Here is a 20,705-nt window from a genome sequence, read left to right on the forward strand (position 1 = left end):
ACCCCTGCTATGCGGCACGGTGCTTGGTCACGTGGAGTTGCATCGCCCGAGAAGCCACTCACAGGGCGTGAATTCATGTTTGACAACGTTGCAATTCCGCAATCTCACGTTCACGGTTGTGGCCTGGACCACTCCAGAGATGTTGCTCACGGCAAGCATCACCCACGCCCGGTGCCCCGCCCGCCAGGTGACGGGGCCCGTCAGCGGGTAGCGTCGGCGCCATGGAGTACCGACGACTTGGACGGTCGGGACTGCGCGTCTCGACGATCACCATGGGCACGATGACGTTCGGCGGGAAGGGGGGTTTCGCGGCGGTCGGCAACACCCAGATCGATGTGGCCCGGCGCCAGATCGACCAGGCGCTCGAGGCCGGTGTGAACCTCATCGACACGGCCGACGTGTACTCGGACGGGCTGAGCGAGGAGATCACGGGTGAGGTGCTGCAGGGCCGTCGCGACGACGTGCTGCTGGCCACCAAGGCCCGCATGGTCGTGGGCCCGGGCCCGAACGACGGCGGCGCCTCACGTCACCACATCATCCGCTCGGTCGAGCGGAGCCTGAAAAGGCTTCGCACCGAACACATCGACCTCTACCAGATCCACGAGTGGGACGGCCAGACCCCGCTCGAGGAGACCCTCGAGGCCCTCGACAGCCTGGTCCGCTCCGGCAAGGTGCGCTACGTCGGCGCGTCGAACTACAGCGGCTGGCAGCTGATGAAGGCGCTGGCCACGTCCGACGCGTACAACTACCAGCGGTACGTGTCCCAGCAGATCCACTACACCCTGCAGGCCCGCGAGGCCGAGCAGGAGCTGGTGCCGCTCACGCTCGACCAGGAGCTCGGCATCCTGGTGTGGAGCCCGCTCGCCGGTGGGCTGCTGTCCGGCAAGTACCGGCGCGGCGTCGACGCCCCCAAGGGCTCGCGCCACCTGACCGACTGGAACGAGCCCCCGGTCCACGACGAGGACAAGCTCTACGACATCGTCGACGCCCTGGTCGAGATCGGCGCGGCACACGACGTCTCGGCCGCTCAGGTGGCTCTGGCCTGGCTGCTCGGCCGGCCCGGCGTGACCTCGCTCATCGTCGGTGCCCGCACCGAGGAGCAGCTCGCCGACAACCTGGCCGCCGCCGACCTGGTGCTGACCGACGACGAGCGCTCACGCCTCGACGACGTGAGCCGTACACCGCTGAAGTACCCGTACTGGCACCAGGCCGCGACGGCGAGCGAGCGGCTGTCCGACGCAGACCTGAGTCTGCTGAAGCCGTTCCTGTAAGGCCTGGGTTCGGGGGTTCGCCCGGTCGTCGGACCAGGATTGCCGGATCGGGCGGCCCTCGGGCAGAGGCGGGCCGTGAACCGGACGGGACAACGTCGGCGCTGGATCAGCTCACACGGCACTAGACGTCCCTTCCGGGGTCTCGGGGCTCGCGCAGAAGGCCGGCCACCCCGCTCACGATTTCCTGGGCGATCGGAGGGACCAGGACGAAGCCCTCGCCCGCCTTCAGCCGGGTCCAGTCCCAGGTGGGGTCCCGATCGAAGGGTTGTAGACGGTGACGGTTCCGAGGCCGTGCAGGCGGGCTACATGCCGGTCGTGGTCGTCGAGACGGGTGGCCAGCACGATCGTGGGTCTCATGTCCGTCCTCTCGCGTCGGGCCGGCCTGGACGTGACACCGGAGGCCGGGCCGCCCCGAAGGGTGACCCGGCTCCGGTCGTGCCTGAATCAGGCACAGGTCCAGATGACCGGGACACGGCCCTGGCCCTCGACGTCCGGCTGGGTGACCGCGACGCCCAGCACCGTGCCCTCGTCGGTCACGGCGGTGGGATCGGTGCGGACCCCCGGCGCCAGGGTCGGCAGCGTGATGGAGGCGCCGGACGTCCACACGGCGCCCTGGTTGCCCACACGGCCGGCGACCAGGCCGTCCGCGTTCACCGCCTTGCTGAAGAACGACGGGGTGATGCGGGTCGAGGCGTCGCCCTGCCAGAGCGTCTCGTACATCTCGATGTAGTCGTCCACCGGCGCCCAGGTGGTGCCCAGGGTGTACTCCCCGGCCACCTGGCTCACGTTGCCGGCCACGACGTCGTCGTCCACCGGGATGGGCTCGAATCCGTCGGCCAGGGTGCCCCTCAGCGCGGTGGTGTGCCCCTCGCCGTTCGTCTTCGAGGTGTCCGCGACGATGGTGCCGGCGTCGTTGACGTCGGCCAGGCGAAGGGTGCCCTGCCCCGCGCCGAGATCCTGGTACTCGCCGGGCGAATCGGCTGACCAGGCGATGCCCCGGGTGATCCACTCGTCGTCCGCGGACTCGGACACGTTGCCCACGATCAGTCCGGAATCGTTGATGGCCGAGGGAATGACGCTGTCGGCTCCCTCGGGAACGGCCAGCTCGATGACCTCTCCCCCGGACCACAGCACCGGCCCCACCCCCGAGATGCGGCCGACGACCTGCCCCCTGGCGTTGACGTCGATGACGGAACCACTGGCCCCGTCGGGAGTCTCGAGCACGGTCGCCCGCCCCCCGTGCCAGAGCACCGGAGACTGGTTCCAGTCCTCGTCTTCGCCGTTGCCGACCACGTAGTTCCCGTCGGCGGCCTTGATCTGGTAGCCGGACAGGTGCGCCGGCGCTTCGAGAGTCTGGATGTTCCAGGCACATTGTGCCGCGGCCTTGGCGCTGGAAGCTGAGGCACCGGTCGCCGGGACGACGAGAAGACCCGTCGCCGCGACGGCCGCGACCGTCAGTCGAGCCGGGAAGGACGCAAAACGCATGATGATCCCCACTGTTTGATCACGGTCAGCAGTCCGGCCGGACACAGCCACCATAGGCGCACAGCGGACGCAAAAGGGAGCAAATACCCCAGGGTGACGTGGGGCACACCCGTCAGCGGTAGGTGAGCCTGCGGGTCAGCGTCTCGAAAGGCCCACGTCGTCCAGCTGCTCTCAGCCGGTCGGCCAGCAACACCGTGGCCAGCCAGGTCGTCACCGCCAGCAGAGCCGTCGCGGTGATGGAGAGACGGCCCGAAAAGTCCAGCAGATAGGGCGTGAACACCACGAACCAGACCGGTGACTGCGCGAGGTAGCAGGTCATCGAGCGCTGGCCGGTCGCCGCCAGGGCCCGGACGACGCGGCCCTCCTTCAGGTGAAGGGCTACCAGGGCGATCAGGGCCGCGTAGCCGAAACCGCCCAGCGTGCCGGTGACCTGATGCAGCGCGAGCTCAGGACCCGACCCCTCGGTGCCCTCGCGCAGCAGGAGCAGGGCGTACGGCTGGGCACCGAGAACCGCTGCCGCGATGCCGATCACGGCAGTCCGCACCAGCAGCCGCTCGACGTGCACGGGCTGCTCCAGCACCCGTCGTCGACCCGCCCACAGGCCCACGAGGTAGGGACAGATGAACATGATCCAGCCCGAGAGCACCATCAGCGGCAGGAAGGCCACGCGCTCGCCGATCTGGGTGGCGAAGTCGGGCGGCAGCGTCATCGCCTCGGTGTCCACGTCGCCCGTGTCGCTCCCGGACAGCGCCAGCACCAGCCCGATCAGCAGCAGCGACGTCCAGGCGACGACGTGCAGGGTGCGGTCTTTCCAGTTCACCGCCCACAGGCCGAGAAACAGCAGCCCGCCGTAGACCGCGAGGATCTCCCCGTCGAAGATCAGCACCATGTGCAGCGACCCGATCACCAGCAGCACCAGGCTGCGGCGCCGCAGGAGCTTGCGGGTCTGCTTCGGGGAACCGTTCTGCCGGGCCACGATCCGCGCGATGCCGTAGCCGAGGAGCAGGCCGAACATCGGGAAGGCGCGGGCGTCGACGAACGTGGTGGTCGCCCAGCTCACCGCCCGGTCGAGGGTGCCGAGTTCGGGCAGCGGCGCCGTGCGCAGGAACACGTGACTGTTGGCGAGGGCGATGAACAGCAGCATCACGCCGCGGGCGAGGTCGGGCGCGAGGGCGCGCTCGGCCAGCGGGGTCGGCCCGCCGGAGACGGGTGCCGGCACGGTCAGGCTCATGACAGCCAATCAACCGCATCCCGGGCCGGGCCACATCACCCTAAAGTTTCATTCGCCCGAGATCAGCGAAGATGCTCACGCAGCGTGCGACCGGTGTACTCGGTGCGGAACCGCCCTCGCTGCTGCAGGATCGGCACCACGTGGTCGACGAATGCCGCCAGCTCGTAGGGCAGCGTCGAGCCCATGATGGTGAAGCCGTCCGCAGCTCCGGCGTCTTGCCATTCGATCACGAAATCCGCCAGCTGCTGCGGCGTTCCGACGAAGTGGGTCTGCCCGGCACCCCCGGTGATCGCCGCGGCCACCTCGCGCAGCGGGGCCTGAGGGCGGGCCCGCGCGGCCTCGAAGAGCTGCTCGGCGCGGCTCGAGGGGGCCTGGCCCTCGAGGAGGGACGCGGGCAGCGGCACGTTCGGGTCGAATCCGTCAGGGTCCAGACCGGCCGTGTAAAGGGCGTTCTGCCAGCGGAATTCCGGGCTGGCGAGCTCTTCGAGCCGGCGCGCCCGGTCGCGCGCCTCGGCCTCGGTGCCGCCCAGCGTGATCATCAGGGCGGGCAGCACGCGCACCTCGCCGGGGTCCCGCCCGGCCGCCGCGACCTGGGAGTGGAGGTTCGTGCGGAAGGCGACCGCCGCGTCCATGCTCGGCGGCCCGGAGAAGACCAGCTCGGCCCAGCGCGCCGCCAGGCCGATGCCCGCCGGCGACTGCCCGGCCTGCACCAGCACGGGCCGGCCCTGCGGTGAGCGTGGGAACGGCAGGATGCCGTCGACGTCGTGAAAGACTCCGTGGAAATGGTTTTCGCGCACCCGCTCGCGATCGGCCCAGACCCCGCGCGTCCGGTCACCGACGACCGCGTCGTCTCCCCACGCGTCCCACAGCTGGGTGACCGCGTCGGTGAACTCGTGCGCCCGCTCGTAGCGGTCGGCCAGGTCGGGGTGCTTGCTCTCACCGAAAGCCGCTGCGGCCAGTGGGGTCACGGTGGTGACGATGTTCCAGCCGGCCCGGCCACCGCTGAGATGGTCGAGGGTCGCGAACCGGCGCGCCAGGTCCCACGGCTTGGCGTAGGTGGTGGAGCCCGTGCCGATCAGCCCGATGCGGCTCGTGACCGCGGCCAGCGCCGAGAGCACCGCGATCGGGTCGAACTGGGTCTGCGGCAGGTGCGTGAGGCGGTACTCGGCGATGGCCAGGTTGTCGGCGAGGAAGATCGAGTCCATCAGGCCGCGTTCGGCGGTGCGCGCGATGTCGGCGTAGTAGTCGAGGCCGAGCACACCGCGCACGTCGTCGGGCACCACGCGCCAGGCCGACTCGTGGTAGCCGTGCGGCCAGATGAAGGCGTTGAAGTGCAGGCTCACCACCTCACGATAACGCTGTCCGACCGGATCACGCAGGACCGGGGCCAGGGCCGAGCAACGGAAGAACGCCGCGCGGGCCGCCCTCGGCCAGGAGGGCCTCGAGAGCCCGCACCATCGCCGAGCCCCCGGGAGCCGGCACGATCACCAGGTCCGGGACCTGAAGGAACGCGGCCCCGCCGACTTCGCCGGTCTCCTTCCAGCGCCGCAGAATCACGTCGATCGCACCACTCGGAAGATTTTTGCACTGCTGGCGCGTCGATCGGCCACGTCCGTATCTTCCCCTATTCGGGCGGCTCCTCCTTCACCTGGCTCACCAGCTGGGTCGGGTTCACGAAGCGCAGCGCCGTGACCAGGAGCACGAGCATGACCAGCATGTAGATCACGGCCATCGCGTCGACCGACTGCTGGGCGCGGATGCCGGCCGCGTTCATCGAGTTGAACAGGGCCACCACCAGCGTGGTCGAGGTCGGGCCGGCAGTGAGGAAGGTGAGCTCGAACATGCCGACCGTGCGCACCAGCACGAGCACCGCCGAGGCCAGGATGCCGGGCAGCAGCAGGGGCGCCAGGATGCGGGTGAACACCGAGAAGGTGCCCGCGCCGGACATTCTCGCGGCGTTCTCGATGGCCGGGTCGATCTGCTCGATGAACGGCGTCATGGTCAGCACCACGAACGGCACGCACGGCACCAGGTTGGCCAGGATAACGCCGCTCAGGTTCCCGGCCAGGCCGATCTTGTAGAGCACCGTGGCCAGCGGGATGCCGTAGGTGATGGGCGGCATCATGATCGGGAGCAGGAAGAGCAGGAACACCAGACGTTTTCCGGGGAACGAGCGCCGCGCCAGCACATAGGCCGTGGGCACACCGACCACGACCGACAGCACCACCACGGCCAGCGCGACCTCGAGCGTGGTCACGATGACGTCGAACAGGCCGAAGCCGGTCCAGGCCTGGCGGTACCACTGGGTGGTCCAGCTCTCCGGCAGCCAGGAGTCGAACCAGCGCTCTCCGAAGGAGTTCACGAGCACCGAGGCGACCACGCCGAGCAGCGCGAGCAGGAAGAGCCCGACGGTCCCCCAGATCAGCCAGCCGACGGGGGACGCGACGAGGCGGCGCCGGGGGTCGGCGGGGGTCTCGGTGGGGGTCACCGCGGTCATGCGCCCTTGCCTCCCGTGGTTCCGGTGTAGAGCCGTGAGCGAGCGAACAGGACGATTCCGATCACCGCGAGCTCGATGACGCCCATGACGATCGCGATGGTGGACGCGAAGGGGTAGTCGTACTGCTCGTAGGCGGCCTGGTAGGCGGCGATGGAGATGACGCGGGTGGTGCCGGTCGGGTCGCCGACGAGGATCGCGGACGGGAACACGCTGAACGCGAGGACGAAGGTGAGACAGAACGTGGTGGCCAGACCGGGTGCCAGGAGGGGAAAGGTGACGAGGCGGAACCGGTTCCAGGGACCGGCACCGAGGGAGGCCGCGGCCCGCTCGAGGGAGGGGTCGATGCCGGACAGGTAGCTCAGGATCAGCAGGAACGCGAACGGGAAGCCGCTGATGACGAGTGAGAAGAAGACGCCCCAGTAGTTGTTGACGAGCCGCAGCGGGTCGTCGATCAGGCCGATCGCCTGCAGGAAGCGGTTCAGCCAGCCGGACGGGCCGGCGAAGTTCAGCAGGCCCTCGGCGGTGAGCACCGTGCCCAGGGTGATGGGGATGACGAGAACGGTGGTCAGGAGCCGTTTCCCGCGGAACCGGCCGCGCAGGCGGTAGGCGACGGGAACCGACGCGGCGACGTTGAGCAGGGCCGCGGGCAGGGCCAGCCAGAGGGTCTTGCCGATCGTGTCGCGCTGGAACGCGTCACCGAAGAAGCGGCGGTAGTTCTCGAACGGGCCACCGCCGTCGACCGGCTGGAACGACAGGCCCAGGCCGTAGACGAACGGGTAGACGAACAGGGCCAGCACGAGCACGAGGCCGGGCAGCAGGAGCAGCAGCCGGGAGTCGACCCCGCGTTCGGCCAGGCGGTGCCGCAGGCTGAGGTCGCTCATGAGGTCGCCTCGAGAGGGGCCACGGGGCGCGGCAGGTCGTCGCCGCCCGGGAAGATCAGCAGACGTTCAGCAGGGAGCCTCAGGTGCACCGGGTCACCCGCTGCCAGCCGGGCCGGGGTGCGCACGTGCAGCCGGATACCCTGCGCGGTCACGGCTTCCACGGCGAACTCACGCCCCTGGTACTCGATCACGGTGATCGTGGCCTCGAGGGTGCCTTCGGCCGGGACCACCTCGATGTCCTCGGGCCGGATGCCGACGGCCACCGTCTCCCCCGTCTCCACCGGTGCAGCCGTCGTTCCCTCGAGACGGTGCCCCGACACGTCCACCATTGTCGAAGTGGACCGCCCCGGAACGGAACCGAGCACCGACCCGGGAAACAGGTTGCGGCAGCCCATGAAATCGGCGACGGGCCAGCTGACCGGCTGCGAGTGCAGTTCTTCGGGAGTGCCGATCTGCTGCACCCGGCCCTGGCGGAGCACGACGAGGCGGTCGGCCATCGACAGGGCCTCTTCCTGGTCGTGGGTGACGTAGACGGTGGTGAGGCCGAGACTCTGGTGCAGGCGGCGGATCTCGGTACGCATCTCGAGCCGGAGCTTGGCGTCGAGGTTGGAGAGGGGTTCGTCCATGAGCACGACGGCGGGTTCGAGCACCACGGCGCGGGCGATGGCGACGCGCTGCTGCTGGCCCCCGGAGAGCTGGCCGGGGAGTTTGCCGGCCTGGTCCTCGAGGTGGACGAGCTGGAGGGCCTTGTCGGCACGGGAACGGATCTCGGGGCCGGGTACGCGCCGCATGCGCAGCCCGAACTCGATGTTGCGCCGCACCGTGAGATGCGGGAACAGGGCGTAGTTCTGGAAGACCATGCCGAAGTTGCGGCGTTCGGGGGCGAGGACGTCGATGCGGCGCTCGTCCATCCAGATGCGGCCCGAGCTGAGCGGCAGCAGCCCGGCGAGGCAGTTGAGGGCGGTGGACTTGCCGCAGCCGGAAGGGCCGAGCAGGGCGATGAACTCGCCGCGTTCGATGGTGAGGTCGAGTCCCTGGAGGGCGTCGACGCCGGCGAAGCGCCGCCCGACGTTCTCCAGGCGCAGGCGGCTGAAGGTCACTTCTCCACCTTGGATCCGCCGATCTCGCGGTCCCAGGTGTCGAAGGCGGTGACGAGCGCCTTCGCCTCCAGGGGAACCTCTTTGGGGTTGTTCTCGATCAGCGCGTCGTACTCGGGGCGGCCGTAGGTCTCGAGCACCTGGCGGCTCTTCTCGGGGGCCATCGACACGTCGACGCCCTCGACGGCGGGGCCGGGGTAGAAGTAACCGCTGTCGTAGGCCTGGGCCTGCTGCTCGGGGGTGAGCATGTTCTGCACCAGGGCGATCACGGCGGCCTGCTGGTCGCGGGTGACGCCGCGGGGCACGACGGCGTAGTGGGCGTCGGTGACCCAGTGAAAGCCTTTCAGGGTGGTGATCTTCGCCTCGGGCGGGACGGTGCCGATCGCGCGGGCGTTGATGTCCCAGCCGGTGGTGCTGGCGATGATGTCGACCGTGCCGCCGGCCAGGTCCTTCATGGTCTGGGTGGTGCCGGAGGGGTAGCGCTCGATGTACTTGGCCAGTTCGGCGAGGTAGGCCCAGGTCTTGTCCCAGCCGTTGACCGGGTCGAGCGGGTCGGAGTCGCCGAGCACGTAGGGCAGGCCCATGAGCAGGGTGCGGCCCGGGCCGGAGTTGGCGGGGCGGGCGTACTCGACCTTGCCCGGATTGGCCTTGGCGTAGTCGAGGAGCTCTTCGGCGGTCGTGGGGGGATCGGGGACGCGGTCGGGCATGTACTCCAGGAGCGGACCGGAGGGGTAGTAGGTCACCACGACCCCGTGGTCGCCGGCCAGTTTCTGCATGCCGGCGGCCGGTTCGGAGTAGGTCGCCATGTTCGACAGCAGTTGCTCGTTGGCCGGGAGCAGCTGCTGCCAGAGGTTCTGCTCGGTGCCGGCGGCCAGGCCGTCGGTGCCGGTGAGCACGAGCCCGATGTCGACGCGTTTCGCGCCCTGCTGGGCCTTGATCTTGCCGACCAGGTCGGGCGCGGTGGCGGTGGCGTAGGTGACCTTGGAGATCACCTTCGGGTTGGCGGCCACGAACGCGTCGATCATCGGCTGGGTCAGCTGCAGGTTGCCGGCCACGTCGAGGATGTTGAGCACCACGGGTTTCTCCGGCGCCGCGGGGACGGCCTCGGCGGTGCCGGCGACCGGGGAGCCCGAGCCGGGGGCGTCGGGTGATCCGCAGGCCGCGACCACCAGGCCGGTGGCCGAAAGGGTCAGGATCTCGCGGCGGCTCATGCTCATGGCGGGTGTTCCCCTTCGTCAGCGCCGAGAAGGGCGACGTGTCCGTTATGCCGGATTCGCTAGAGAAGAATGCTCGCGTTCACGCGGACATGTCAACGTTGTGAACCCGGACGATGACCGAACGTCACGTCTCGTCATCAACTTCTCGAAGCGGGCTAGGATCCCGGCGGGGAGAAATCAGCGGGTAAAGGCTTATGGGGTGGGACGAACGGTGATCTTCCGGTTGACGGTGCTGGACCAGCAGCGAGGCACGGCGCACGACGTGGAGGTCAGCGCGGCGCCCGAGAGCTCGGTCCGCTCCCTGCTGGCCGCGCTCCCGTTCGACATCGGCGAGCGGCCCTGCTTCGTCGGCGACCAGGAGCTCGACCGCGACGAGGAACTCGAGTTCTGCCCGCTGACCGTGGGCTCCTACCTCAGCATCGGCCGGCCCGGCCCCCTCACCCGCCCGGCCGGCGCACCTCTGGCCGGGCGCCTGCGGGTGCTCAGCGGGCCCGACGCCGGGCGCTCGTTCGGCCTGCGCCCGGGGCAGAACTGGCTGGGCCGCTCCTCCTCGTCCGACGTGCAGCTGCGCGATCCCAAGGTCTCCCGCCAGCACGCCCAGCTCGACGCCGGGCGCGACAGCGTGACCGTCACGGTCACCGACGCGGCCGAGAAGGCCAACGGCGTGGTCGTTTCCGGGCAGCGCATCCCCGGGATGCAGCGCCTGGCCGACGGCGAGCGCTTCCAGGTCGGCGACGACGAGCTCGAGGTCAGCATCTCCCCCGGCCAGGCCGTGCACGTCAGCCGCGCACCCGACGCCCGGCTGGAGTTCGACCGTGCGTTCGCCCCCACGCCGCAGGTCGCCCGCGTCTCGCTGAACTTCCCGTCCACACCCCCGGCGGGCGCGGGCGGCAAGGCGATGCTGATGGCGATGGCGGTGCCGGTGGCGCTGGGCGTCACCATGGCCGTCGTCACCAAGCAGCCGACCATGCTGCTGTTCGCCGCGTTCGCGCCTCTGACCATGGGTGTCACCTGGTTCACCGAACGCCGCACCCGCCAGACCCGGACCAAGGACTTCGAGACCGCGAAATCCCGCATCGCGCAGCAGATCGACCAGGCCGTGGTCACCGAGACCCGGGTGCGTCACACCCAGGCCCCCGACCCGGACTCGATCGCGCTGGCCGCCGCGGGCACGGTGCGCGGCCTGTGGCCCCGCGACGCCGAGTCCGACGAGGCCCTGCTGCTGCGGGTGGGCCGGCACAGCCGCCCGGCCTCGGTCGAGATGCGCGGCGAGGCCTGGCCCGGTTTCACCGATCCCGAGGTGCACGGCGTGCCCTGGACCGTCGACCTGCGCGAGACCGGCGTGCTCGGGCTGGTCGGGCTGCCCGAGCGCACCACGCCGGTCGCCAACTGGCTCCTCACCCAGCTCGGCACCCTGTGCAGCCCGAACGACCTGCGTCTGGTCGTGCTCACCCCCGACGGTGACACCGACCTGGGCTGGACCCGCTGGCTGCCGCACGTCGCGGTCGGCGACGGCACCGAAACCCCTTGTGCTGTGGGCAACACCCACGCCACCCGGGCCGCCCGGCTCGACGAGCTCAAGCAGATCATCGCCCAGCGTGAGGACGCCTCCCGCGACCAGTACGGCGGGGCCCGGTTCGGCCAGCACGTCGTCGTGGTGCTGCAGGGTGCCCTCGCCCTGCGCAAGGTGCCCGGCATCCGTGAGCTGCTGCACGACGGGCCCCGGGTCGGCGTCTACTCGATCTGCATCGACACCCGCGACATGATCGACTGCCGCGGCCTGGTCCGCCTCGACGACGACACCGTCACCGCGTGGCGCCTGCGCAACGAGAGCGCCGCCGAGATCGAGCCCGAGCGCCTCACCGGGCCCCGCGCCGAGGCCCTGGCCCGGGCCCTGGCCCCGATGCGCGACCGGCTCAGCGCCCGCGACGACCCGGGTGCCCTGCCCTACCCGCAGCGCTTCCTCGATCTGCTCGGTATCGACCGGCCCACCCCCGACGACGTGCTCAAGCTGTGGAGCGACCACCCCGGCCCGACGCTCGAGGTCCCGCTCGGCGCCGACGCGCAGGGCCCGGTCACCGTCGACCTGGCCGGGCAGGGGCCGCACACCATGCTCGCCGGGGCCACCGGTGCGGGTAAGAGCATCCTGCTGCAGACCCTCGTCACCTCGCTGATCCTGGCCAACCGCCCCGACGAGCTGAACCTGGTGCTCGTCGACTTCAAGGGCGGCAGCGCGTTCCTGCCGTTCGAGAACTGCCCGCACGTGGTCGCTCTCATCCGTAACACCGAAGACGACCCGGCCCAGAAGTTCGACGAGGCCGCCGCTCAGCGCGTGCTCGCGTCGGTGCGGGCCGAGGTCCGTCGCCGCGAGTCGATCCTGGGCCGGCACGGCGGTGAGATCGACGCGTACTGGCGTGCCCGCTCCCGCAACCAGGACCTGCCCGCGCTGCCCCGCCTGGTCATGGTGTTCGACGAGTACGCCCGGGCCATGGACACCTCGCCCGACTTCCCCAAGGAACTCATGGCGGTGGCCGGCAAGGGCCGCTCGCTGGGCATGCACCTGGTCTTCGCCACCCAGTCGCTGCAGGGCAAGCTCTCGCCCGAGATGAAGAACAACATCAGCCTGCGCATCACCCTGCGCCAGAACGAGAAGTCCGACAGCGTCGAGGTTCTCGGCACGCCCGACGCCGTCACCATCCCGGGCCGGTTCAAGGGCCGCGGGCTGATCCTGTGCACGCTCGACGAGAACCGCCAGCCCAAGCCGTTCCAGTCCGGTTACCTCGGCGACCCGCCGCCCACCGGCGAGGCCCGTCCCGCGAAGGTACGGCTCGTCGACTGGGCCGCACTGGGGCTGCCCCGGCCCGCCGAGGCGGCCCGGCGCACGGCGAGCGACACCGACCAGACGCTCGCCATCGCCGCCGTCGAGGCGGCCGCGAGCGCCGCCCGCATCCCCGCGTCCAAACGCCCCCTGCTGCCCCCGCTCCCCTCCCGGCTGCTGCCGGCCGACCTCGCCGGCACGGCCACCGTGCAGGCCCCCGCGGGCACGCTGCCGTTCGCGGTCGCCGACGACCCGGAGAACCAGGAACAGCCCGCGCTCGCCCTCGACCTGAAGGGCACCGACCGCTGGATGATCGCGGGCGGCCCGCAGTCGGGGCGCACCAACGCGGTGCGCGCCCTCGTCTACGGCGCCGCCTCGCTCAGCCCCGACCAGGTGCACCTGTACGTGATCGCCGGCCGTGACGGCGAACTCAGCACCTACGAGCGCCTCCCCCAGGTCGGCGCGGTCATGCACACCGGCGAACCCGACCGGGTGCGCCGCCTGGTCACCTGGCTCGGGCAGGAAGTGCAGCGCCGCACCCGCGAGCGCTTCACCAGCACCGGCCCGCAGCCCGCGATCGTGCTGATCGTCGACGGCTGGGAAGACCTCGAGCACCGCGGGCAGGGCCTGTTCGACGAGACCTCGGTGCTGACGACGCTGTACGAGGTGATCTCGGCCGGCACCCCGGTGGGCGTGCACGTCGTGGTCACCGGCGGGCAGGTGATGCTGAACAGCCGCCTGCCCGACCTCTACAACCGCCGCCTGCTGCTGCACTTCCCCAGCGAGTCGACCCGGCGCAGCGCGGTCGGGGTGCAGTTCAACCCGCCGCCGCCCCTGGCCGGGCGTGGCATCGAGGCCTCCAGCGTCTGTCATGCGCAGATCCTGCACATCGACGACACCGTCGCCGGCCCCCGCATCCCGGCGGGACGCGTTCTGCCGCAGCCGTTCGCGGCCATGCCGGCCCGGGTGCCGCTCGAGGCGCGCGAGCTCTGGTCGCCGGCCACCACGTCCACCTGGATCCCCCTGGGCGTCGGCGGTGCGCTCGTGCGGCCGCTGGGGATCGACCTGTTCGGCGACGACCCTCACCTGCTGCTGGTCAGCGGGCCCGCGGGCAGTGGACGCACGACGGCGGCGGTCACGGCGGTGCGCGCCCTGCGGCAGGCCGGGGTGCCGGTGGTCGCGATCGCGCCGCCGCGCTCACCACTGCACCGGCTGGTCACGGCCGATCCGGACCTGCAGGTGCTGGCCGGGACGTCCTGGAACGACGAGCAGTTGCGGCAGGCGGTGGCCGTGTTCGAGGGCGATCCGCACGTCGTGGTGGTGGACGACTTCGACCAGATGAAGATCGAGGCGCGGATCGAGAACTTCGCCCCGGCGCCCACTCTGCTCGACGACCTGGCCGACGCCTCGTCGGCGGGGCGGCGGGCGCTGGTGCTGTGCGGTGACGCCGGGCCCGTGCTCGACGGTGCGGTGCGGGGAATGGCCCGGGTGGTGGAGACGGCGGTACAGGGCGGGACGCGGCTGGTGCTGTCGCCGGCGAGTGCCTTCGCGGCGCGGCAGCTGGGGCTCGCCGTGGAGCGTGACCAGATCCTGCCGGTGCCGCCGGGGCGCGGGTACCTGGTGCAGCGGCGGGTGGTTCAGCAGATCCAGGTGGCTACGGTCTGATCGAGGGAACCGGCGTGCGGGCCGGTTCCCCTCTGCCACCTCGACCGAACTCTGCCACCTCGACCGAGCTCTGCCACCTCGACCGAGCTCTGCCACCTCGACCGGGCTCTGCCACCTCGACCGGGCTCTGCTACTTCAAACGAGCCAGGGCCTGCGCGACCTCGTCCACCGCCGCGTCGAAGTCCTCGCGCATCTCCTCGTCGGCGATGCAGTGTGCGAGGGCCGCCCGGGCCTGTGGGTCCACGACCGTCAGCAGCGGCAACTGGCCACGCCGCAGACGCGAGGCCGCGATGCCGAGGTCCTCGCCCCACTCGTAGCGCAGCCCCCGGAGGTCGACGACCAGGCCGTAGACGGTGCCCGGATCGTCGATGTCGAGGAACTCGTCGATCTTCCACTTGATGAACGCCGCGTCACCGGAACCGGACGACCCGGGCCGGTAGTCGCCGGAGAACGAGATGACACCGCCGAAGTAGCCGCGCCGGCGGGCACGGAACACCGAGCAGGTGTAGGTGATGTCGCTGATCCGGTCCAGATCGACCGGGATGAACTCCCGTGTGACCATGTCTCCCTGCTGTCCTGGTGATCCGGCTCGAGGAGGGCGCTCCCTACGGGAAGCGGATGAAGCTCCCCGGTTCCAAGCTATCGAACAGGCTGCTCCGGATGAGCATCCCGTCGGCCTTGCGCCCCAGCTGACTGATGGTCTCCCGGCCGAAACCCTCGAGCAGCCCGGCGACCTTGGGCAGGTGCTTGGCCATCTCGTCGATCTCCATGCGCTCGCCGTTCTTGAAGTGGGCGAACATCCGGTCCAGTTCGCCCTCCATCTTCGGGCTCACCACCAGGAAGTCGACGTCGCTGGCCTTCAGCCCGCCTTCCGGCGGCGACCACCGGAAAGCCGTTCCCTTGCTCGAGACGTTGGTGATCGAGCTACCCCGGATTCCGGTGAACACGTCCTCGTAACCGGCACCCAGCATGCGGTTACGCAGGTTCCCCATCCGTTCGATCACCTCGCCCGCGTTCCGGAAGCCGCGGACCGTGCCCTCACCGAAATACACCGTGCCCCGGGACCCCGCCTGCAGCGCGCTGTAGTTTCCGTCGACCAGCCCCAGCGGATCCGCCGACGACAGCGGGTTGGCCGGGTACCCGTACGGCGCCGAACCGCCCCCGAGCCCCAACGGATCACTGCTGACATACGCTGCGGAGTCAGGGTCGTAGTACCGGTTCAGGTTGTAGTGCAGGCCGCTCTCCGGGTCGTGGTACTGGCCCGGGAACCGCAGGGGGCACAGGGAATCCGGACCGGCGGCGGCCCATACATGTGCGGGTTCCTGAGGCCACACCCGGCCGGTCTCGTCCACCAGCTCGGTGGGCGTGCCGACCGGATCGGTGACGATGGCGAAGAACTGCGCGTCACTCGCCGAGCGCTGCCGCTGCACGAGCGGCCGGACCTGCTCGGGCGCCGAGTCCCAGGTGGTCACCTCGACCCGGGCGGACCGCTCGACGACCTGCTCCGCGAGTTCGACACCGTCCCAGGCGAAGAGCACCCGCTCGGCGATCCGCCCGTCCGCGTCCAGTCGATGCTTGCTGATCCGGCGCCCCAGCGCGTCGTAGCGGTATTCCCACCGGGCCCCGTCCGGAGTGGTGACACCCGTCATCCGGCGCTGGTCGTCCCAGGTGAAGAGCCAGACCCGGAACCCTCCGGACAGCAGTGCCTGACGCTTCCGGACGAGCTGGCCGTCACGGTCGTAGTCGTAGCGGAAGCGACCGGCCCGGCTGACCCGGGTGCCGGTCGTCTCCCAGGTGCTGTCGTCGCCGGATCCCGGATGCCGGGCCGCCGTGCGGTGACCGGCCGCGTCGTACGCGTACCGCTCGGACCGCTCTCCGGCGTCGAGCCCGGTGATCCGCCCCAACGGGTCCAGGGTGTACCGGCGGACCCCCTCGGGCCCCTCCACCCTGGTGACGTGCCCGTCTCCACGGCGGACGAAGCCACGGGACAGCCGGTGCTCCCCGGACCTCACCTCCTGGCCGGTCAGCCGTCCTCCCGGACTCCAGCTCTGGGTCAGGGTGGCCCCGGCCCCGAGGGTCCGGGTCACCTCGTCGCCGGCCTGGTCGTACCCGAAGGCCAGCACCTGATCGCCCGCGGTCAGCGCGACCGGTCGGTCGGCGTCGTCGTAGCGCCAGTGGCTCTCCGCCGCGGACGGCGTGCGCCGCGCGGACCGGCGTCCCCCGGCGTCGTAGACCGAGGCGACGGTCCGGCCGTTGATCGTCTCGGCCAGCACCCGCCCCAGGACGTCCCGGTCGAACTCCACCCGCGCCGCCCGGTTCACCGCGCGCACCAGCCGGCCGGCCGGGTCGTAGGCGAAGGTCAGGTCGTCCGCCGCGCTCTCCTGCCGCACCACCTGGCCCAGGACGTCCCGGTGCATCCGGGTCACCTCGCCGGCCCCGTTCGACCGTTCGAGGAGCTGCCCGGCCGCGTCGTACCGGTACTGCAGCACCCGCCCGTCGAAGTCCGTCTCCCGCACGAGCCGCCCGGCCGGGTCGTACTCGTAGCGCCAGACCAGTCCGCGGGCGTCGGTCAGGGTGACCGGCCGCAGTTCGGTGTCGTAGGTCCGGGTGATCCGGGCGCCGTCCGGTGCCGTCTGCACCGACGGGAGGTCGAAGTAGGTCTGCTCGAACGTCGTGGTCTGGCCCAGCGCGTCGACCTGCTCGACCAGGCTGCCCTCGGGATCGTGGCGCCAGGTCTGCCGGGCCCCGTCCGGCGCCCGGAACCCGACGAGCCGGCCCTCGACGGACCATTCGAACTCCACGACCCGGCCCTGGGGATCGGTGCGGGAACAGACCCGGCCGAAAGAGTCCCGGGCCAGCATCGTCACCGCACCGGACGGATCCGCGAAACTCGTCGGCAGCCCGGCCTCGTCACAGGCGACCGTCGTGGAGCGGCCGAGAGCGTCGGTCACCGAGAGCAGCGCGCCCCGATCGGTGCGGGCGTACCTCGTGGTGCCGCCCAGGGGGTCGGTGGTCGACCTCAGGTTGCCCCGGTCGTCGTACGTGTGGCGCCACTCGGTTCCGTCCGGCTGGATCGCCCGGACCGGCAACCCGGACTCGCCGTACTCGATCCGGGTGCTCAGACCGTCAGGACGGGACGTCTCGACCAGCTGGTTCTTCTCGTCGAACACCCACCGCACCGTCCGCCCCAGCGGATCCGTCTCACTGGTCCTGCGGTGGTAGCGGTCCCAGGTGGTCGTCGTGACGTGCCCCAGCGGGTCCACCACCCGCACGACCTGGCCGTCTTCGTTGTAGTGGTACGTGGTCTCGGCGCCCAGCGAGTTCACCTCGACCGTCACCCGGTTCTCGGAGTCGTACCGCATCTCCCCGTCGAAGCAGTGCGCCGACCCCGCCGTTCGGATCACCCGCCCCGCCCCGTCGTACGTGTACCGGTACCAGGTGCCGTTCCGGTCGGTCCACGACGTCATCCGGTTGTGCCGGTCGTACCCGAACTTCATGGGCAGACCCGAAGAATTGATGACGTCCGTCAGCCGGCCCCGCTCGTCGTACCCGTAACGGATCATCGTCACGTCGTCCGCGCCGTCGCGGCCGGCGAGGCGGAACTCGGTGATGTGGCCGTCCTGGCACTCCACGTCCACGTGATACCCACCCGTGTGGGTGATCTCGGTGAGCCAGCCGGTGACCGCGTCGTAGCCGAGGTCGATCCGGTTGCCGTTGCGGTCGCTGACCGCGGCGAGCGGCAGCACCACACCCACCGGGCCCAGCTCCTCGGGGGGCGGGGCGAACCAGTACGTCAGGCCCGAGCCCGGGTCGGTCACGCTGTAGTGACCGTCACCGCGCCGTTTCAGGGGCATGCGCGGTCCCTCGTCGGGCAGCGCACTCTCACCGGGCGCCAGCGACGGGTACGACACCAGGACGGCCTCGCTGTACGCGAAACACACGCCCTGGGTGTCGACCTCGAGCCGCTGGTCGAGGAAGCTGCTCCACGACGGGCCGAACCAGCGGCCCACCCCGTAGGTCGAGGCGTAGGTGCGCTCCAGAACCATAGGGAGCAGGCCGGGAAGCTCGAAATCGGTCACCTGCATGACCATTTCGCCGTTGACCATGTCGACCGGGTCACGACCCAGGAAGCGGCAGGCAAAGGCCCGGGCCGCGAGTCTCGGGTTGGACAGGGCGGCGCGGACGCTTCCGCCCGCCGTCGCGATGGCGTGCGGGAAGGCCGTGACCACGTTGCGCAGCCCCTTGCCGGCCGACGAGGCCAGCACCCGGAACCCGCCCGGCGTGGTCAGTGCCCTGCCCAGCGGCCCCAGCGCCCGCCCGAACTTCGTCAGGCTGACCACGCCGCGCCCGCCCGGGATCAGGCCCAGCGCGTTCAGGGCGACCGTGCCCAGCCCCACTTCCCCCTTGGCGTACTTCACCAGGCTGTCGCCGAACACCACCGCCCCCGCCACGAGGGCGGCCGCCATCAGCGCCCACCCGACCGGCCCGGAGATGAACAGGGCCACGACCCCCGCCACCAGCGCCACCGCGCTGCACAGGTCCACGAACGCGTCCCACGACCGGAACGGCGCCGAGACGAAGTCCCAGGCCTTCTCCGCCCACGACTTGTTCTTCAGCCCGCTGTTCTCCAGCGAGTCGTCGATGCCCCGCGCCGCCCGGTCCTCGGCCTCGCCGCGCAGCGCCGCCGCCTGGTCGGCCAGGGTGCGGGCGCGGTCGAGGTCGCTGTCGGCGGTGCGGGCCCGGCTCGCGGCCTGGCGGATCTGCTCGCGGGTGTTCTCGTCGAGCTGCACCGTGGCCGCGTCGATCGTGGCCGGGCTCAGGCTCAGGCCGTTGTCGGCCAGGCCCTTCTGGTCGGCCGGCAGCAGCACCCGCAGATCCGAGATCGCCGCCCGGTAACGGGCATCGGCGTCGGTGCCGTCGGTCAGGGCTTGCCGGGCCTTGGTCTGGGCCCCGGACAGTTCTTCCGCGAACCGGGTGAGCGCGTTGCCGCACCCCCGGTAGGCGGTGCCCAGCTTGGACAGGTCGTCGGGCAACTGCGTCAGCGTCGAGGTGTACTCGGCCGCGTAGTCGCCCTCCATCTTCAGATCGCCGCTGGAAGAGGCCAGTGACCGCAACCGGGCGGTCTCCTGCTCGACCGTCGCCGCCTGGTTCAGCAGCTTCCGGCCCAGTGCCCGCGTGCCCTCGACATCGCCGGGCGCCGGGTCACTCCGGTCAAGAACAGCCCAGTTGGCCACTGGTCCCCCTCCTCAGCTTCGTTCAGTGACGGATCGGCCGGATCAGCCGGCCGCGGACCCCAGCTCGGAGTCGAGCTGCTGGTGCTTCTGGATGGCCGTGTTCAGGAACTGGGACATGCCCTCGAGGCCCTGGATCGCGTTGCTGGCCCCGGTGTTCCACTGCTGGTACGACTGCTGGAACCGGCCCGACGCCTGGTCGGTCACGAAACCGCTGCTCACCAGCGCGTCCACCAGGCCCTTGAGACGGGTCAGGTTGGCCACCATCTCCTCGCGGCCGCTGTTCAGCTGCGTGGCGGTGCTCTGCAGGTCTTCGTACTTCACGCTGATCGACATGACTACCCCTTGTTCTCGTTGGTTTACCTGGTGGTGCTGACCTGGCCGGCCCACGCGAACGTGCTGCTGATCGCGTCGAACAGGTCCAGCCAGGATTCGGTGAGCTCGGTCTGGGGGCTGGTCAGCGCGATGCTGACCACTCCCCCGCCGGGTGCCGGGAGCAGGGTCTGCATGCTCACGCAGTCCACGGTGCGCTCGCCCAGCCGGACCGCCTCGACGCCCCGGACCCGCACCGCGGGCCCGGCCGGGATCTCGACGACCGCGACCGTGCGGCGCTCGCTCGCGGTGATCTGCGAGGCGATCGCCTCGACCGAGTTGTCGGCCGCGCCCTCGGTGTGGAACACCATGAGCATCGCGGTGAGCACGGCCTCGTCCTGCGGCTGCGTCATCGCCGCGCACATCACGGCGCCCTGCCGTTCCGCCTGCTCGGCGGCCTCCCGCAGGGCCTTCAGCAGCGGCCCCCGGAACTTCGCGAGCCGAGCGTCGCCGGCGATCCGGCCGTCGACCAGCCGGGCCAGGTCGCCCGTGCGGGTCGCCCGCCAGACGTCGAACTCGAACCAGACCGGAGGGACGCGGATGGTGAACTCGGGTTTCACGCCGCACCCGCCGCGGCCTGGGCCTGCGACTGCGCCGCGGCCGGGTCGACCGTGGCCGCGTCGGCCAGCCCCTGGTCGAGCTGCTGGGCCCCCGTCGCCAGGCCGGACATCATGCCCGAGGCCCGCTCGAGCATCCCGTCGAGCTTCTCCCGCACGTCCGAGGACTGGTCGGCGAAGTCGTCCAGCGCACGCTGCACCCGGGCCGAGCCGGTCACCCCGCCGCCCGAGCCGAACACGTTCTTCAGGTCGTTGAACGAGTTACGGATGTCCGCGAGGTTGCGGGCCACCTGGCCGGCGACCTGTGCGTCGACGCCGAAAGCGTCCGCCATGATCTTTCCTCCCTCACTCGTCCCGGTGCCCTGCGTGTGACCGAAGAACAC

Annotated in this window: 15 protein-coding genes; 2 read left to right on the forward strand and 13 right to left on the reverse strand. The window is 70.7% G+C overall.

All coding sequences use genetic code 11. The features are described 5' to 3' along the window. Nucleotides 1-221 precede the first annotated feature (221 nt). Nucleotides 222-1,271, forward strand: coding sequence for an aldo/keto reductase (locus J2S57_RS31840; protein WP_307249700.1), 1,050 nt, complete (start codon nt 222-224; stop codon nt 1,269-1,271). 444 nt (nt 1,272-1,715) lie between these two features. Here J2S57_RS31840 and J2S57_RS31845 read toward each other — a convergent pair whose 3' ends face one another. The 8 genes from J2S57_RS31845 to J2S57_RS31880 form a co-directional block, all read right to left on the reverse strand. Beyond that, nucleotides 1,716-2,756, reverse strand: coding sequence for a hypothetical protein (locus J2S57_RS31845; RefSeq protein WP_307249701.1), 1,041 nt, complete (start codon nt 2,754-2,756; stop codon nt 1,716-1,718). Nucleotides 2,757-2,868: 112 nt separating this feature from the next. Continuing rightward, nucleotides 2,869-3,987: a DUF418 domain-containing protein gene (locus J2S57_RS31850; protein WP_307249702.1), complete on the reverse strand. Its 1,119-nt coding sequence runs from the start codon at nt 3,985-3,987 to the stop codon at nt 2,869-2,871. 62 nt (nt 3,988-4,049) lie between these two features. Beyond that, on the reverse strand, nt 4,050-5,330 hold the full coding sequence (locus J2S57_RS31855; RefSeq protein WP_307249703.1) for an NtaA/DmoA family FMN-dependent monooxygenase: 1,281 nt from the start codon (nt 5,328-5,330) through the stop codon (nt 4,050-4,052). A gap of 28 nt (nt 5,331-5,358) precedes the next feature. Next, nucleotides 5,359-5,544, reverse strand: a complete 186-nt coding sequence (locus tag J2S57_RS31860) for a hypothetical protein (protein WP_307249704.1) — start codon at nt 5,542-5,544, stop codon at nt 5,359-5,361. Between the two features lie 67 nt (nt 5,545-5,611). Beyond that, nucleotides 5,612-6,484 carry an ABC transporter permease gene (locus J2S57_RS31865; protein ID WP_307249705.1) on the reverse strand — a complete coding sequence of 291 codons (873 nt, stop codon included), beginning with the start codon at nt 6,482-6,484 and terminating at the stop codon, nt 5,612-5,614. Continuing rightward, on the reverse strand, nt 6,481-7,365 hold the full coding sequence (locus J2S57_RS31870) for an ABC transporter permease (RefSeq protein WP_307249706.1): 885 nt from the start codon (nt 7,363-7,365) through the stop codon (nt 6,481-6,483). Before J2S57_RS31870 ends, J2S57_RS31865 begins: the two co-directional genes overlap by 4 nt. Beyond that, nucleotides 7,362-8,465, reverse strand: coding sequence for an ABC transporter ATP-binding protein (locus J2S57_RS31875; protein ID WP_307249707.1), 1,104 nt, complete (start codon nt 8,463-8,465; stop codon nt 7,362-7,364). Before J2S57_RS31875 ends, J2S57_RS31870 begins: the two co-directional genes overlap by 4 nt. After that, nucleotides 8,462-9,679, reverse strand: coding sequence for an extracellular solute-binding protein (locus J2S57_RS31880; RefSeq protein WP_307249708.1), 1,218 nt, complete (start codon nt 9,677-9,679; stop codon nt 8,462-8,464). Before J2S57_RS31880 ends, J2S57_RS31875 begins: the two co-directional genes overlap by 4 nt. Nucleotides 9,680-9,878: 199 nt before the next feature. Between J2S57_RS31880 and J2S57_RS31885 the strand changes: the two genes are divergently transcribed. Beyond that, nucleotides 9,879-14,162 (forward strand): FtsK/SpoIIIE domain-containing protein, encoded by a 4,284-nt coding sequence (locus tag J2S57_RS31885; RefSeq protein ID WP_307249709.1) that lies wholly within the window; start codon nt 9,879-9,881, stop codon nt 14,160-14,162. A gap of 130 nt (nt 14,163-14,292) precedes the next feature. Here J2S57_RS31885 and J2S57_RS31890 read toward each other — a convergent pair whose 3' ends face one another. Genes J2S57_RS31890 through J2S57_RS31910 form a run of 5 tightly spaced genes read right to left on the reverse strand, consistent with a single transcriptional unit; the run spans nt 14,293 to nt 20,654 of the window. After that, nucleotides 14,293-14,724 (reverse strand): hypothetical protein, encoded by a 432-nt coding sequence (locus tag J2S57_RS31890; protein WP_307249710.1) that lies wholly within the window; start codon nt 14,722-14,724, stop codon nt 14,293-14,295. A 43-nt stretch (nt 14,725-14,767) separates the two neighbouring features. After that, on the reverse strand, nt 14,768-19,396 hold the full coding sequence (locus J2S57_RS31895; RefSeq protein WP_307249711.1) for a DUF6531 domain-containing protein: 4,629 nt from the start codon (nt 19,394-19,396) through the stop codon (nt 14,768-14,770). Between the two features lie 42 nt (nt 19,397-19,438). After that, nucleotides 19,439-19,729: a WXG100 family type VII secretion target gene (locus J2S57_RS31900; protein WP_307249712.1), complete on the reverse strand. Its 291-nt coding sequence runs from the start codon at nt 19,727-19,729 to the stop codon at nt 19,439-19,441. A gap of 23 nt (nt 19,730-19,752) precedes the next feature. Then, entirely contained in the window at nt 19,753-20,325 is a 573-nt protein-coding gene (locus tag J2S57_RS31905) for a hypothetical protein (protein ID WP_307249713.1), read from the reverse strand. Then, nucleotides 20,322-20,654 carry a hypothetical protein gene (locus tag J2S57_RS31910; RefSeq protein ID WP_307249714.1) on the reverse strand — a complete coding sequence of 111 codons (333 nt, stop codon included), beginning with the start codon at nt 20,652-20,654 and terminating at the stop codon, nt 20,322-20,324. Before J2S57_RS31910 ends, J2S57_RS31905 begins: the two co-directional genes overlap by 4 nt. Between the last annotated feature and the right edge of the window lie 51 nt (nt 20,655-20,705).

Source organism: Kineosporia succinea (assembly GCF_030811555.1).
Lineage (GTDB): Bacteria > Actinomycetota > Actinomycetes > Actinomycetales > Kineosporiaceae > Kineosporia > Kineosporia succinea.

What these genes read in the sequence shown, in the direction of transcription:
- J2S57_RS31840 (WP_307249700.1), top strand. Translation starts at nt 222, where the DNA reads ATGGAGTACCGACGACTTGGACGGTCGGGACTGCGCGTCTCGACGATC.
- J2S57_RS31845 (WP_307249701.1), bottom strand. Translation starts at nt 2,756, where the DNA reads ATGCGTTTTGCGTCCTTCCCGGCTCGACTGACGGTCGCGGCCGTCGCG.
- J2S57_RS31900 (WP_307249712.1), bottom strand. Translation starts at nt 19,729, where the DNA reads ATGTCGATCAGCGTGAAGTACGAAGACCTGCAGAGCACCGCCACGCAG.
- J2S57_RS31880 (WP_307249708.1), bottom strand. Translation starts at nt 9,679, where the DNA reads ATGAGCATGAGCCGCCGCGAGATCCTGACCCTTTCGGCCACCGGCCTG.
- J2S57_RS31850 (WP_307249702.1), bottom strand. Translation starts at nt 3,987, where the DNA reads ATGAGCCTGACCGTGCCGGCACCCGTCTCCGGCGGGCCGACCCCGCTG.
- J2S57_RS31865 (WP_307249705.1), bottom strand. Translation starts at nt 6,484, where the DNA reads ATGACCGCGGTGACCCCCACCGAGACCCCCGCCGACCCCCGGCGCCGC.
- J2S57_RS31910 (WP_307249714.1), bottom strand. Translation starts at nt 20,654, where the DNA reads ATGGCGGACGCTTTCGGCGTCGACGCACAGGTCGCCGGCCAGGTGGCC.
- J2S57_RS31870 (WP_307249706.1), bottom strand. Translation starts at nt 7,365, where the DNA reads ATGAGCGACCTCAGCCTGCGGCACCGCCTGGCCGAACGCGGGGTCGAC.
- J2S57_RS31890 (WP_307249710.1), bottom strand. Translation starts at nt 14,724, where the DNA reads ATGGTCACACGGGAGTTCATCCCGGTCGATCTGGACCGGATCAGCGAC.